The organism is Streptomyces sp. NPDC005962, from assembly GCF_040629205.1.
Classification (GTDB): domain Bacteria; phylum Actinomycetota; class Actinomycetes; order Streptomycetales; family Streptomycetaceae; genus Streptomyces.
The window spans coordinates 1-15,938 of the sequence record NZ_JBEXVE010000050.1 but is presented as its reverse complement, the minus strand read 5'-3'; the positions used below and the strand labels follow the sequence as shown (position 1 = coordinate 15,938).

General features: G+C 70.0%; 4 protein-coding genes. 3 read left to right on the top strand and 1 reads right to left on the bottom strand.

The features are described from left to right. Positions 1-124: 124 nt before the first annotated feature. Positions 125-2,137 (top strand): M6 family metalloprotease domain-containing protein, encoded by a 2,013-nt coding sequence (locus ABZ370_RS43005; RefSeq protein WP_358633712.1) that lies wholly within the window; start codon positions 125-127, stop codon positions 2,135-2,137. A 93-nt stretch (positions 2,138-2,230) separates the two neighbouring features. On the opposite strand, the gene ABZ370_RS43000 is transcribed toward ABZ370_RS43005, so the two are convergent. Continuing rightward, complete coding sequence (locus ABZ370_RS43000) at positions 2,231-3,610, bottom strand: M28 family peptidase (RefSeq protein ID WP_358633710.1); 1,380 nt, start codon at positions 3,608-3,610, stop codon at positions 2,231-2,233. Between the two features lie 246 nt (positions 3,611-3,856). Here ABZ370_RS43000 and ABZ370_RS42995 point away from each other — a divergent pair, with 246 nt between their 5' ends. Further along, the gene (locus tag ABZ370_RS42995) at positions 3,857-4,426 is read left to right on the top strand and encodes a hypothetical protein (protein ID WP_358633707.1); all 570 of its coding nucleotides are present in this window, start codon (positions 3,857-3,859) and stop codon (positions 4,424-4,426) included. A gap of 47 nt (positions 4,427-4,473) precedes the next feature. Beyond that, on the top strand, positions 4,474-15,938 hold an 11,465-nt coding region (locus ABZ370_RS42990; protein WP_358633704.1), incomplete at its 3' end, for a type I polyketide synthase.

Genomic DNA, 15,938 nt, shown 5'->3' with positions numbered 1-15,938 from the left:
GGTTTCCCTCGCCGGTGCCACAACGGCACTCTGGCGTCACCTCGGCCCCCGGCCTACCGTGGCTGCGGTAGTCATCCGCACGGCTGGTCCTGTCTGAGCACAACTTCCGGACAAGAGGTGAGCCTTGTTCCTCCGCCGAAGACGAGTCCGCCGATTAACGGTCGTCGCCACGCTCCTCGCCGCCCTGGCCGCCGTCGCAGCCGGGCCCGCGGGGGCCGCGCCCGACCGCACACCGAGCGCCCGGCCGCCCCTCGTCGACCCGATCGACCCCCAGCGCTGGCGCAACCCCGACGACATGACGTGGGCCGACTACCGCGCGGTCCCCGGCACCCGCTGGGCCGACCCGGATGTCGAGCCCACCCAGCGCACCTTCAAGGGCGCGCTGGTGCTCCTCGACTACCCGGACGAGGAGTTCACGGTCAGCCAACCGGCGGGATCGACGCTGTTCGGCAATCCGCAGCCTTCCGCCTCCGGCATACCGCGCGACCGCCTGCCCCGGTTCTACGAGGACTTCCTCAACAAGCCCGGTGCGCTCAACAACGGTCACACCATCAACGAGTACTGGATGGAGGACTCCGGTGGCCGCATCGGCGTCGACCTGACGGCATTCGGTGTGTACCGGATGCCGTCGAAGTCCTACCAGTACGGGGTGGAGGACTCGATGAACCCGGGCGCCTGCCCGGCCGGGGACACCTGCGACAAGGACATCCGGGCTGATGGAAAGGCGGCATGGACCGCCGACGTGGGCGCCGGGGAGACCGGGAAGTTCGACTTCGTCTTCTACCTCGCGGCCGGCCAGGACGAGTCGTCCACCTGGCAGGAGTTCGGCCAGATGAAGTTCGCCGACCGGCAGGACGTACCGGCCGTGTGGGGCCCGCCGCTTCCCATCGGGACCGGCGGCAACGCGGCGGCCACCCGCTACGTACCGTGGACGTCGTGGCAGGCCGCGGCCCGCATCTGGCCCAACGCGACGGACGGCTCGTCCCTCCAGACCGAGAGCTCCGGCATGGCCGTGTACGCCCATGAACTCAGCCATATCCTGGGCATAGGCGACAACTACAACAACCCCTACGGCACTCCCCTCAGCCGCTCCTACACCGGCATCTGGGGCATGCTCTCCCGCGGTTCGTTCAACGGCCCCGGCGGCCCGCACACCCGGTGGCGGATACCCGCCACCGCCGGGGGGTCGATGGGCGCCCAGCATGTGCTGCGCGACAAGCTGAAGCTGGGCATCGTGGACGAGAAGAACGTCCTGCGCCTGGACCGGAACACCCTGAAGGACTCCGGAGTCGCCGTCGCCCGGGTGACGGCACGTTCCGCACCACCGGGCGAGAAGGGGCTCGCGGGCGTCAACATCACCCTGGGCGGCGACCTCTCGCCGACCTGCGACCGGAAGACCGACCCCCTGTGCGACGGCGGCGGCTACGACAACTACACCGTCGAGGTCGTGGACCGCATGGGCATGGACTCGTTCACCCCGGACAACGGTGTGCTGATCAGCAAGACGAAGAACAAGGACCAGGCCCCGTTCGCCTGGGTGGTCGACGCCCACCCCGAGGACATCGGCATGACGGACTTCCAGCGCCCCGACGGCACCACGCAGAAGATCACCATGGGCGACTACCGGCAGCTCAGCGACGCGCTCTTCCACGCCGGGGCCAACTCCGGCAGCCAGTACGAGTACATCGACAAGGCCAACCGGCTGCACTTCTACGTCCTGGACCTCAAGCGGGACCGGTCCGGGGTGCTCTCGTACACCCTCGCCGTCAAATCCCTGGACGGCTCCGGGCCACAGCGGCGTGGCGTCGACCTGGACCGTGGCGTGGCGAAGGGCCACCCCTCGAAGGGGCGCGCCATGTGCACCTTCGACCTCACCAACACCGGCCGGGCCGGGAACGCCGGTGCCCATCTGGACGCGGACGTCTACCGGCTGTCGGCCACGGCCACCGGCCGGGGCTGGTCCGCGTGGCTGCCCAACCAGCTCGCCACCGCCAAGGCCGGAGCCTCGGCCGACGTGGACGTGGCCGTCACCGCGAAGAGCGGGGCCGACCGGCACGGCAAGGTCGTCCTCACCGCCCGCTCCGAGAGCGACCCGCGCAAGACGGCCAGGGCCACGTGCGCGCTGCGCACACGGTAGGGGCTGCGCACACGGTAGGGGCGGCAGCCGCGGGTACGGAAATGTGAGGGCGGCCCGCCGGGAAACCCCGGCGGGCCGCTCCCGTACGTCCCGTCAGGACTCCAGCGGCACCCGGAGGGTGTCCGGCTCGCAGCCGTGCGTCCCCGCGATGATCCGCGCCGCGCCCATGGTGAGCGGCACCAGGCTCTGCTGGTCCACCTTGTCGGGGGTGTCCCTGGGGTCGAAGATGTACATCGGCGTGGTGATCAGCTGCACCAGCGGCACACCCGTGTAGTAGAAGTACGCGCCGTCGGTGGCCGGGTTCGGCGCGAAGGCGGTCGGCGACAGAATCCACGAACGGCGCAGATCCTCGGCCGCGATCGAATCGGCCACCAGACGCTCCAGCGCGGGCGCCTGCGTGGTGAACCACCAGCGCACCTCCGGGTCGTCGGTGGGCACGACCTGGCCGTCGACCACGACAGCCTGGCGGGCGGCGTGTTCGAGGTGCATTTCGAGGACGACCTGCGGGAACAGCTCCGGATGCGCCGCGATGAACGCCTGGGTTCCCGCGGCCCCGGCCATATGGCCCGACGTCAGCAGGAACAGCATGTTGTGCGGGCGCAGCTCCTGGGGCACCGACGCCCAGAACCTCGCCTGCGCCAGGACGAGCGCCACCCCGGAGGCGTCCTCCACCGCCGAGGCCCACGGGCCGTCATGGTGTGACCCGATGATCACCCAGTGGTCCGAGGCGCCGGGCAGGGTGCCCACCACATTGTGGGTGGTCTCCTCGGTGATGGTGGCATCGGAGATGATCCGGCCCTCGCACGCGCCGGAAGCCATCAGCTCACGGACCCGCGCACCGTCGCCGCCACTCAGCCAGATACCGGGGACCGAGCGCGGCTCGGCGTCGTACGGCCAGTAGAAGTCGCTGGTCTCCCAGGGCACACCGGTGAGCAGCCCGACGTAGGCGGTCGCCCCGTCCTTGATGGCGATGTCGAAGTCCAGCACATGCGGAAGGTCGAACGGCACGGTCTGGACCAGGTCGGGGAAGACGCCCTCGGGGTCGTAGGCATCGGTGGCCCGGGCCTGTACCTCCGTCTGCGGCAGCTGGGTGAAGCCGATCTCCTGGACGGCGATGCCACCGCCCACCTCCCCGTCCTCCATCCGCACCAGCCGCCCCTCGGTGCCCTCGGTGGGGGTGGTGTACGGCAAAGCGAGTCCGGTGAAGCGGGTGACCTCCCCGGGACGGTCGGCGGGCCAGATCTCGAACGCGGCGGACCGCGGGCGCCAGACCGGTGTGTCCAGCGGCTCCAGCCGGACATCGTCCAGCCCCGTTTCCCGGAACTGTTCGGCGGCCCACTCCTCGGTCCAGCTGTCGGCGGAATAGCCCGCCCGGCGAATGCCCTGGCTGACGATCAGTTCGATCCAGCCCATCATCTCCTTCGAGGTGGGTGCCCGATCGACGTACTTTTCCAGCATCGGCCAGCCGCTCATCGCCATCCTCCTTCGTCCCGCCTCATCCCGACGTCCGATTCATGCTCGGCCGGTTCATGCTCGGCGGCCGGTCTAAAGCCGGGCTAATGACGCGCGGCGCCAAGCCGCGCGTTAGAGCACCTTTAGGGACGGCACAAATGATGGTCGCCGTATCCGCTCCAGCGCTTGCCAGGTGGCTCAGCCGCAGGTCAGCGCCCGATCAAACCCGATGACCGATGGGAGTTGCGTATGCGTACCCGGAAGGCAGTGCACACAGGCCTTGTCGCCGTGGGTCTCGTGGCGCTCGCCGTCACTCCGGTGAACGCCGAACCCGAGGCCGCCGACAAGCCGTCGCGCCCCGCGGACCCGCTGCCCGCACCGCCCCAGATGCGCGCACTGGATTTCCTCCTCGGGTCCTACAGGTGCGACTACACACCTCCGCCGGGCAGTAAGGCGGCGGTGATGCACCTGACCACGAAGCGGGTCATGGGCGGGCATTACTACTACACCGACGCGACCCTGGAGCCCGGCCGGCTGGTCGGCCGGTCGTCCTTCGGCTGGGACCCCGTGGACGGAAAGTTCATCGTCCAGTACCACGACAACTGGGGATCGTCCGCGAACTACTCCTCGCCCGGCTGGAGAAACGGCCATCTGGTGTTCAAGGGGCCGCTCAGCCAGGTGGTCACGCCCAGTGCCACCGGAAAGACCGACGGCGTGAACATGGACGTGGTGGACGATTACCAGGTGCTCGGTCCGGGACATTTCAAGGACGCCACAAGCTTCACCTTCCCCGACGGAACGACGTTGCGCGGCAGCTACGACTGCCATCGCTCATAGCGGTTCGAGGTCGCTGGTTCTCGCCGAGGGAAGTGGGTGCGCCGACAATGGCGAACAATGAGGAAAAGCTTCTCGACTATCTGAAGCGCGTGACGGCGGACCTGCGTCAGACACAGCGCCGTCTGAAGGATGTCGAGTCGGCCGGGCACGAACCGGTCGCCATCGTGGGAATGTCGTGCCGGTTCCCGGGCGGAGTGCGCTCCCCGGAAGAGCTGTGGGAGCTGGTCGCCACCGAGCGGGACGCCATCACGGAACTGCCCACGGACCGCGACTGGGACCTGGACGGCCTCTTCCACTCCGACCCCGAGCACCCGGGCACCAGCTACTGCCGCGAGGGCGGCTTCCTCGACGACCCCGCGGGATTCGACGCCGCGTTCTTCGGCGTCAGCCCGCGCGAGGCCCTGGGCATGGCACCGCAGCAGCGGCTCGCCCTGGAGGCGTCGTGGGAGGCCATCGAGCACGCGGGCATCGATCCGGAATCGCTGCGGTCCAGCCCCACCGGCACCTTCATCGGCTGCGACCACCTCGACTACTGCACGGACGCCTCCCAGGTGCCCGAAGGCTCGGCCGGGTACTTCACCATCGGCAGCTCCGCGAGCGTGGTGTCCGGCCGGGTCGCGTACACCCTGGGCCTGGAGGGGGCCGCGGTGACGGTGGACACCGCGTGCTCCTCGTCGCTGGTGGCCATGCATCTCGCCTGCCAGGCGATCCGGCAGGGCGAATGCGATATGGCGCTTGCGGGCGGGGTCGCCGTGATGGCGTCGACAGCCGGGTTCATCGGCTTCAGCGAGCTGCGGGGGCTCGCCCCGGACGGCAGGTCCAAGGCGTTCTCGGCGAACAGCGACGGCATGACCCTGTCCGAGGGTGTCGGTGTCCTGCTGCTGGAGCGGCTGTCGGACGCCCGGCGCAACGGCCACCGGGTGATGGCCGTCATCCGGGGTTCGGCGGTCAACCAGGACGGTGCCAGCAACGGTCTGACGGCGCCGAACGGGCCGTCGCAGCAGCGGGTCATCCGGCAAGCGCTCGCCAACGCCCGTCTGACGCCGTCCGAGGTGGACGCCGTCGAGGCACACGGCACCGGAACCACCCTCGGCGACCCGATCGAGGCTCAAGCGCTGCTGGCCACCTACGGACAGGACCGGCCGCACGATCAGCCACTGTGGCTGGGCTCCATCAAGTCCAACATCGGCCACGCCCAGATGGCGGCGGGTGCCGCGGGTGTGATCAAGATGGTGATGGCGATGCGACACGGGCTCCTGCCCGCCTCGCTGCACATCGACGAGCCGACCCCGCATGTGGACTGGAGCGCGGGTGCGGTGCGGCTGCTGACCGAGGCGGCGGAGTGGCCTCGGGGTGAGCAGCCACGCCGGGCAGGGGTGTCGTCGTTCGGCATCTCGGGGACGAACGCACATCTGATCGTGGAGCAGGCCCCGGACGCGGCGGAGTCCGCACCGTCGGTTGCCGAGGCGGGCGGCGTCGTGCCGTGGGTGGTGTCGGCACGGAGTACGGAGGCGCTGCTCGGCCAGGCGGGCGCCCTGGCCGAGCGCTTCTGCGCCGAGGACGATGTGTCGCCGGTGGAGGTGGGCTGGTCGCTGCTCAAGTCCCGCTCACTGTTCGATCACCGAGCCGTCATCGTCGGCGAAAACCGCGAGGAACTGGTCGCGGGCTTGCAGGCCCTGGCGAACGGTGCACCGCACCCGGCCGTCGTACACCTCGGAGACGCTGCGAGCGTTTCGGGGCAGACGGTGTTCCTGTTCAGCGGTCAGGGCAGTCAGCGTCCCGGTATGGGTGCGGGACTGTACGACCGGTTTCCCGTCTTCGCCGAAGCCTTCGACGAAGTCTGCACCCTCCTCAACCCCCACCTGGAACACCCACTGCGGGAAGTCGTCTTCAGCAAGGACCCCGAGCAAGCCCAACTGCTGGACCACACCATCTACGCTCAAACAGGGCTGTTCGCGCTGCACATCGCCCTGGCCCGGTTGCTGAACTCCACCGGCATCCACCCGGACGCCGTCATCGGCCACTCCATCGGCGAAGTCGCCGCCGCACACATCGCAGGCGTCTTCGACCTCCCCGACGCCTGCCGACTCGTCGCCGCCCGCGCCACCCTCATGGGCAGGCTCCCGGAAGGCGGCGGCATGGCCACCATCGCCGCCACCCCCGACGAACTCACCGAAGACCTCACCGCGAGCAACGGACAAGTCAGCATCGCCGCCCTCAACACACCCGGCAACACCGTCATTTCAGGCCCCATCGCGCTCGTCCAGCAGATCAGCACCGTCTGGGCCGAACGCGGCCGCAAGACGCGGATGCTCACCGTCAGCCATGCTTTCCACTCACCCCTGATGGACCCCATCCTTCAACTCTTCAGCGAGGCCATCAGCAACCTCACCTACCACCCACCCACCATCCCCCTCATCAGCAACCTCACCGGACAACCCGCCGACGAACACATCACCACACCCGACTACTGGACCCAACACATCCGCCAACCCGTCCACTTCCACCACGCCATCACCCACACCGCACCCAACACAGGCACCTACCTCGAACTCGGCCCCGACCCCATCCTCACCACCGCCACCCAACACACCCTCCACCACCACAACCACCCCACCCCCCTCCTCACCACCACCCTCACCCACAAACAACCTGACGTTCAGGCGCTCACCAACGCATTGGCACGGCTCCACACCACCGGGATCACGGTCGACTGGGCGCCCTGGTTCCCCGCCACCCCAGCCCCGCGACTCGTCGCGTTGCCGACGTACGCCTTCCAGCACCAGCGCTTCTGGCTCGCCCCGCCCCAGCCCCGTATCAGCGGCACCGGTACGGGGACGGACCCGGCCGAGGCACAGCTGTGGCACGCCATCGAAGAGCTGGACGTCGACGCCCTCACCAGCACACTGCGGCTGGAGAAGAACAGCCCCGGCATGGACGCGCTACTGCCCGCGCTCCCCGTCCTGTCGGCTTGGCGACGTCAACACCGCGAGCAGGCGGTCATCGACTCCTGGCGTTACCGGACGACCTGGCAGCAGCTGCCCGACTCCACCACGGCGGCCCTGAGCGGTACCTGGCTGGTGGTCGTCCCCGGCGGCTATGAGGACCACTTCACGGTCCAGACCGTCGTCCAGGCGCTTCAAGCCCATGGTGCCACCGCCTCCGTCCATGTGCTCCCTGCTGAGGACGTGCGGCGCGACGCCCTGACCGAGCGGCTGACCCGGCCGGCCGAGGACGACCCGGTCTCGGGCGTACTCAGCCTGCTCGCCCTCGACACCGCGGCGCACCCCGAACACTCCGCCGTCCCCGCCGGGCTCATCGGCACCGTCACCCTGCTCCAGGCGCTCGGCGACGCCGATATCGCCGCTCCCCTGTGGTGCGTCACGAACGGCGCGGTCGCCACCAGCCGTACGGATCTACTCCCCCACCCAGGCCAGGCCCAGGTCTGGGGGCTGGGCCGGGTCGCCGCCCTCGAACACCCGCAACGGTGGGGCGGGCTCATCGATCTGCCCACCACCATCACCCACCGCACCGCCGCCCGGCTGGCCGCCCTGCTGGTCCCCGGGCAGCCCGAGGACCAGGCCGCGATCCGCACCACGGGTACGTACGCCCGCCGCCTCAGCCACGCCGCTCCCGGATCGTCCGCGAACACCGCGCCCTGGCGGCCGACCGGTACGACACTCATCACCGGCGGCACCGGCGGACTCGGCGCCCACATCGCACGCTGGCTCGCCCGCAACGGCGCACCGCGTCTCCACCTCATCAGCCGGTCCGGCCCCGACGCGCCCGGGGCTGCCCAGCTCAGCGAAGAACTCGTCGCTCTGGGCGCCTCGGTCACCATCACCGCCTGCGACGTCTCCGACCGCGCCGCACTGCAACACCTCATCGACTACATCCCCGCCGAACACCCGCTGACCACCGTCATCCACACCGCCGGAACCATGGACCTCGGCCCGATCGCCGAGCTGGACCCCGAGCGGCTGCAGTACGTGCTGCGTTCCAAGGCGCTGGCCGCCACTCATCTGCATGAGATCACCCGGGACCTCGGTCTCGACGCCTTCGTGCTCTTCTCGTCGAACGCCGCAACCTGGGGCAGCGGGCAGCAGGCCGCCTACGCCGCGGCGAACGCGTACCTCGACGCCCTCGCCGAACACCGCCGGGGCCAGGGGCTCCCCGCCACCAGCATCGCGTGGGGACCGTGGAGCGAGGCGGGCATGGCCGCCGACGAGAACACGCTCTCCCACCTCCGGCGGCGCGGTCTCTCCCCGCTGACCACCGATCTCGCGATCAAGTCCCTGCACCACGCCCTGACGCACGACGACACCACCGTCACGGTGGCCGATGTGGACTGGGAGAGGTTCTCCGGCGCCTTCACGGCACAGCGCCCGAGTCCTTTTCTCAACCCCGTGACCGCACCTGCCCGGGAGGACACCAGCACCACGGCACCCATCGCCGCGGCCACTCCGCTGCGGCGCCGGCTCGCCGCCGCCACCGCGGACCAACAGCGGCAGCTCCTGGTGCGCCACATCCAGACCCTTGCCGCCACCATCCTCGGCCATCCCGACCTCGACGCGGTCCCGCCCACGCAGCCCTTCCAGGAACTCGGCTTCGACTCGCTCACCGCCGTCGAACTGCGCAATCAGCTGGTCGCCACCACCGGTCTGGAACTCGCCCCCGCCCTCGTCTTCGACCATCCCACGCCGAGCGCGCTCGCCACCTTTCTGCGTGCCGAACTCACCGGCCGGAAGGCCGCTGTCGGCGTCCCTGCGTCCGCCGTGGCCGCTGATGACGCGCCCATCGCCATCATCGGTATGGCCTGCCGCTACCCCGGCGGGGTGCGCTCCCCGGAGGAGCTGTGGCAGCTGGTCGCCGAGGGCCGGGACGCCGTCGCGGCGATGCCCACCGACCGGCACTGGGACCTGGACACGCTCTTCGATCCCGACCCGGAGCATCTGGGCACCAGCTATGCGCGGGAGGGCGGCTTCCTGTATGACGCGGCCACGTTCGACGCGGCGTTCTTCGGCATCAGCCCGCGCGAAGCGCTTGCCATGGACCCCCAGCAGCGGCTGCTCCTCGAAACCGCGTGGGAGACCTGCGAAAGCGCCGGACTCGACCGTGACGCCCTCAGCGGCAGCAACACCGGCGTCTTCGCGGGCGGCACCTATCAGGGCTATGGCGCGGCCGGAAGTTCGTCGGCCCAGGAGGTCGAGGGCTATCTCCTCGCAGGCGGCACGCCGAGTGTGATGTCGGGGCGGGTGGCTTACACCTTCGGTCTGGAGGGACCGGCGGTGACCGTGGACACGGCGTGCTCGTCGTCGCTGGTCGCGATGCATCTGGCGGCGCAGGCGCTACGCCAGGGCGAATGCGATATGGCGCTGGCCGGAGGGGCCACCGTGATGGCCACCCCGACCACCTTCATCGAGTTCTCCCGCCAGCGCGGTCTGGCGGCCGACGGACGCTGCAAGCCCTTCGCCTCCGCCGCCGACGGCACCGGCTGGGGCGAGGGAGCCGGGCTTCTGCTGCTGGAGCGGCTGTCGGACGCCCGGCGCAACGGCCACCGGGTGATGGCGGTCCTGCGAGGCTCGGCAGTCAACCAGGACGGCACCAGCAACGGCCTGACTGCCCCGAACGGGCCCGCCCAGCAGCGAGTCATCGGCCAGGCACTCGCCAACGCCCGCCTCTCGCCCACCGAGATCGACGTGGTGGAGGGGCATGGCACCGGAACCACCCTCGGCGACCCCATCGAGGCCCAGGCACTGCTGGCCACCTACGGACAGGACCGGCCGCACGATCAGCCACTGTGGCTCGGCTCCATCAAGTCCAACATCGGCCACACCCAGGCCGCCGCAGGCGTAGCCGGTGTGATCAAGATGGTGATGGCAATGCGGCACGAGCTGCTGCCCACCTCGCTGCACATCGACGAACCGAGTCCGAACGTGGACTGGACCGCTGGTGAGGTACGGCTGCTCACCGAGCCCGTGCCGTGGCCACGGGCTGAACGGCCGCGCCGCGCGGGGGTGTCCTCCTTCGGCATCAGCGGCACCAACGCCCACGTGATCGTGGAGCAGGCCCCGGACGTGGCGGAGTCCGCACCGTCGGTAGCCGAGTCGGGCGGCGTCGTGCCGTGGGTGGTGTCGGCACGGAGTACGGAGGCGCTGCGCGGCCAGGCGGGCGCCCTGGCCGAGCACGTCTGCGCTGAAGACGATGTGTCGCCGGTGGAGGTGGGCTGGTCACTGCTGAAGACCCGCTCGCTCTTCGACCACCGAGCCGTCATCATCGGCGAAAACCGCGACGAGCTGGCCTCGGGCTTGCAGGCCCTGGCCACCGGTGCACCACACCCGGCCGTCGTACACCCCGGAGCCGCTGCGAGCGTTTCAGGTCAGACGGTGTTCCTCTTCAGCGGCCAGGGCAGCCAACGCCCCGGCATGGGCGCGGCACTGCACGACCGGTTTCCCGTCTTCGCCGAAGCCTTCGACGAAGTCTGCACCCTCCTGACCCCCCACCTGGAACACCCCCTCCGAGATGTCGTCTTCAGCAAGGACCCCGGGCAGGCCCAACTGCTGGACCACACCACCTACGCCCAAGCCGGACTCTTCGCGCTGCACATCGCCCTCGCCCGGTTGCTGGACTCGCTCGGACTGCGCCCCGATGCGGTGATCGGCCACTCGATCGGCGAAGTCGCCGCCGCGCAGGTAGCCGGTGTCTTCGATCTCCCCGACGCCTGCCGACTCGTCGCCGCCCGCGCCACGCTGATGGGCGGGCTCCCGGAAGGCGGCGGCATGGCCACCATCGCCGCCACCCCCGACGAGCTCGCCGAAGACCTCGCCGAGCACGACGGCCACGTAACCATCGCCGCGTTGAACACACCCGGCAACACCGTCATCTCCGGACCCGCCGAACGGGTGGCCCGAATCAGCGACGCCTGGGCCGCCAAGGGCCGTAAAGCCAAGGCCCTGACGGTCAGCCATGCCTTCCACTCCCCCCAGATGGACCCCATCCTCGACCCCTTCACCGAGGCCATCAGCGACCTCACCTACCACCCACCCACCATTCCCCTCATCAGCAACCTCACCGGACAACCCGCCGACGAACACATCACCACCCCCGACTACTGGGCCCAACACATCCGCCAACCAGTCCACTTCCACCACGCCATCACCCACACCGCACCCAACACAGGCACCTACCTCGAACTCGGCCCCGACCCCATCCTCACCACCGCCACCCAACACACCCTCCACCACCACAACCACCCCACACCCCTCCTCACCACCACCCTCACCCACAAACAACCCGAAACCCAAGCCTTCGCCAACGCCCTCGCACGGCTCCACACCGCCGGGATCACGGTCGACTGGACACCCTGGTTCCCCGCCGTCCCGACGCCCCGCACCGTCGAACTCCCCACCTACGCCTTCCAGCGCCAGCACTTCTGGCTCGCCTCCTCCGAGACGGCCACGGCCGTCACCGAGACCGCGCAAGCGGACCGGGCGTTCTGGGAAGCCGTGGAGCGCGAGGATCTGGAATCGCTCGCAGCAACCCTGGACTCCCCCGCCGATCAGCAGCCCATGCTGGGCGCTGTGCTGCCGACGCTGTCGGCCTGGCGGCGGCAGCATCGCGAGCAGGCGGTCGTCGACTCCTGGCGGTATCGGACCACGTGGAAACAACTCTCCGCGCCCGTCGCGCCAACCGAACTCTCCGGCACCTGGCTGTTGCTCATCCCGTCCGACCATGCCGACCACGCCGCCGTGGCCACCGTCGTACAGGCCCTCACCACGCACGGCGCCACGCCCCTCCCTCACACGCTCGACACCCGTCAGGCCCGGCGCAGTGATCTGGTGGAGGCGCTCACCCGGCTCACCGCCGACAGCGAGCCGACGGGGGTCGTGAGCCTGCTCGCGCTCGCCCAGGAGCCGCATCCCGACTACTCCGCGGTTCCCTCCGGGCTCGTGGCCACCACCGCCCTCGTCCAGGCTCTCGGTGACGCCGATGTCGTCGCGCCCCTGTGGTGTCTCACCCAGGGGGCCGTCGCCATCCATCCCGCCGATCCGCTTCCCCATCCGCGCCAGGCGCAGACCTGGGGGCTCGGCCGTGCGGCCGCGTTGGAACACGCCCGTCGCTGGGGTGGCCTGATCGATCTCCCGACCGTCATCGATCACCACACCTCCGACCGTCTCGCGGCGCTTCTCGCACCGGGGCAGCCTGGACAACCCGAGCACCCCGGGGACCCCGAGGACCAGGCCGCGATCCGCGCCACCGGCACGTACGCCCGCCGCCTCAGTCGCGCTCCCCTGCCACCTGCGAGCCGTCTCCCGTGGCGGCCGACCGGTACGACGCTCATCACCGGTGGGACCGGCGGCCTCGGCGCCCACCTCGCACGCTGGCTCGCCCACAACGGCGCACCCCACCTCCACCTCACCAGCCGCACAGGCCCCGACGCACCCGGTGCTACCCAACTCAACGAAGAACTCACCGCTCTGGGCACCACCGTCACCATCACCGCCTGCGACGTCTCCGACCGCACCGCCCTCCACCACCTCATCCAATCCACCCCCGCCGAACACCCCCTCACCACCGTCATCCACGCCGCGGGCGCCTCCGACACCGAGCTGATCGCCGACCTCCGGCCGGAACGCCTCCAGCATGTGCTGGAGCCCAAGGCCCTGGCCGCCGCGCATCTGCATGACCTCACGAGGGGACTCGACCTCAGCGCGTTCGTCCTCTTCTCCTCCGGCGCAGCCTCCTGGGGCGGCAGTCGGCAGGCCGCCTACGCCGCCGCCAACACCTACCTCGACGCACTCGCCGAACACCGCCGATCCCAAGGACTCCCCGCCACCAGCATCGCCTGGGGCCCGTGGAGCGAGGCGGGCATGGCCGCCGACGAGACGGCGCTCTCCTTCTACGGGCGGCGGGGGTTGTCGCCGCTCGCCCCCGACCTCGCGGTCGCGGCGCTCCAGCATGCGCTCAACCACCGCGACACCACCGTCACCATCGCGGATATCGACTGGGATAGGTTCCCCGCCACTTTCACGGCGCAACGGCCGAGTCCGCTGCTCTCCGGTCTGATCGCGCCCGACGTGCATCCGGCGGACCATCGCCGTTCCCGGTCCGCAACGTCCGCTGTCACACCTCTGCGCCAGCAGCTCGATTCCAGTACTCCCGCCCAGCGGCATCAGCTGCTCGTCCATCAGATCCAGTTCCTGGCGGCCGCGATCCTGGGCCACGCCGGGCCCGATGCCATTCCGCCCGGCCAGCCGTTCCAGGAGCTGGGGTTCGACTCCCTCACTGCCGTCGAACTCCGTAACCAGCTCGCCACCCTCACGGGCCTCGACCTTCCGCCCTCTCTCATCTTCGACCGCCCCACACCACAGGCCCTCGCGACCCATCTGTGTGCCGACATCATGGGGCAGCAGACGGCTGTCGCCGCCCACGCGCCCACCGCGGCCGCGCTCGACGAGCCCATCGCGATCGTCGGCATGGCCTGTCGCTATCCCGGTGGCGCACGCAATCCGAAGGATCTGTGGGAGCTGGTCGTCGCACACCACGACGCCATCACGGAGATGCCCACCGACCGGCACTGGGACCTCAACGCGCTCTTCCACCCCGACCCCGACCACACGGGTACGAGTTACGTCCGCGAGGGCGGGTTTCTGCACGACGCGCCCGCGTTCGACGCCGCGTTCTTCGGCATCAGCCCGCGCGAGGCCGTCGCGATGGACCCCCAGCAGCGGCTGCTCCTCGAAACCGCGTGGGAGGCCTTCGAAAGCGCCGGACTCGACCGTGACGCACTGAGCGGCAGCAACACCGGCGTCTTCGCCGGGGTGACCTCCCAGGACTATCTGTCGCTCACCGGCGATACGGCAAGCGATGTCGAAGGCTACGTCGCCACGGGAAACATCGGCAGTGTGGTGTCCGGTCGGGTGGCCTACTCGTTCGGGCTGGAAGGGCCCGCGGTCACGGTCGACACGGCCTGTTCGTCGTCGCTGGTGGCGATGCATCTGGCCGCGCAGGCGCTACGGCAGGGCGAATGCTCCCTCGCCCTGGCCGGTGGTGTGACGGTGATGGCCACCCCGGGCGCGTTCATCGAGTTCTCCCGCCAGCGCGGCCTGGCCCCCGACGCCCGGTGCAAGTCGTTCGCCGCGGCCGCCGACGGCATGGTGTGGGGCGAGGGCGTGGGCCTCGTCCTGCTGGAGCGGCTGTCGGACGCGCGTCGCAACGGCCACCGGGTGATGGCACTCGTACGAGGCTCGGCAGTCAACCAGGACGGCACCAGCAACGGCCTGACGGCGCCGAACGGGCCGTCGCAGCAGCGGGTCATCCGGCAAGCGCTCGCCAACGCCCGCCTGGCGCCGTCCGAGGTGGACGCCGTCGAGGCACACGGCACCGGAACCACCCTCGGCGACCCCATCGAGGCCCAGGCGCTGCTGGCCACCTACGGACAGGACCGGCCGCACGATCAGCCACTGTGGCTCGGCTCCATCAAGTCCAACATCGGCCACACCCAGGCCGCCGCCGGGGTGGCCGGAGTGATCAAGATGGTGATGGCGATGCGGCACGGGCTCCTGCCCGCCTCGCTGCACATCGACGAACCGACCCCCCACGCGGACTGGAGCGAGGGTGACGTACGGCTGCTCACCGAGCCGGTCCCGTGGCCGGAGGGTGAACAGCCACGCCGGGCAGGTGTGTCGTCCTTCGGCATCAGCGGCACCAACGCCCATCTGATCCTGGAACAGGCTCCCCCTCCGGTAGCGCCGGTTCCCGCCGTGGGCGGTGTTGTGCCGTGGCTGGTGTCGGCGCACAGCGCGGAGGCCCTTCGAGGGCAGGCGGGCGCCCTGGCCGAGCACGTCTGTTCCGAGGACGACACGACGCCGGTCGAGGTGGGCTGGTCGCTACTGAAGACCCGCTCACTCTTCGACCACCGAGCCGTCATCGTCGGCGAAAACCGCGACGAGCTGGTCTCGGGCTTGCAGGCCCTGGCGAACGGTGCACCGCACCCGGCCGTCGTACACCCCGGAGCCACTGCGAGCGTTTCAGGTCAGACGGTGTTCCTCTTCAGCGGCCAGGGCAGCCAACGCCCCGGCATGGGCGCGGCACTGTACGACCGGTTTCCCGTCTTCGCCGAAGCCTTCGACGAAGTCTGCACCCTCCTCAACCCCCACCTGGAACACCCACTCCGCGAAGTCGTCTTCAACCAGGACCCCGAGCAAGCACAGCTACTGGACCACACCACCTACGCCCAAGCCGGACTCTTCGCCCTCCACATCGCCCTCGCCCGACTCCTCGCCTCCACCGGCATCACCCCGGACGCCGTCATCGGCCACTCCATCGGCGAAGTCGCCGCCGCACACATCGCAGGCGTCTTCGACCTCCCCGACGCCTGCCGACTCGTCGCCGCCCGCGCCACCCTCATGGGCAGGCTCCCGGAAGGCGGCGGCATGGCCACCATCGCCGCCACCCCCGACGAACTCACCGAAGACCTCGCCTCAAGCGACGGCCAAGTCAGCATCGCCGC

Bases quoted from the DNA above. Each gene is read 5' to 3' on its own strand.
- ABZ370_RS43000 (WP_358633710.1), bottom strand. From the start codon at position 3,610: ATGAGCGGCTGGCCGATGCTGGAAAAGTACGTCGATCGGGCACCCACC.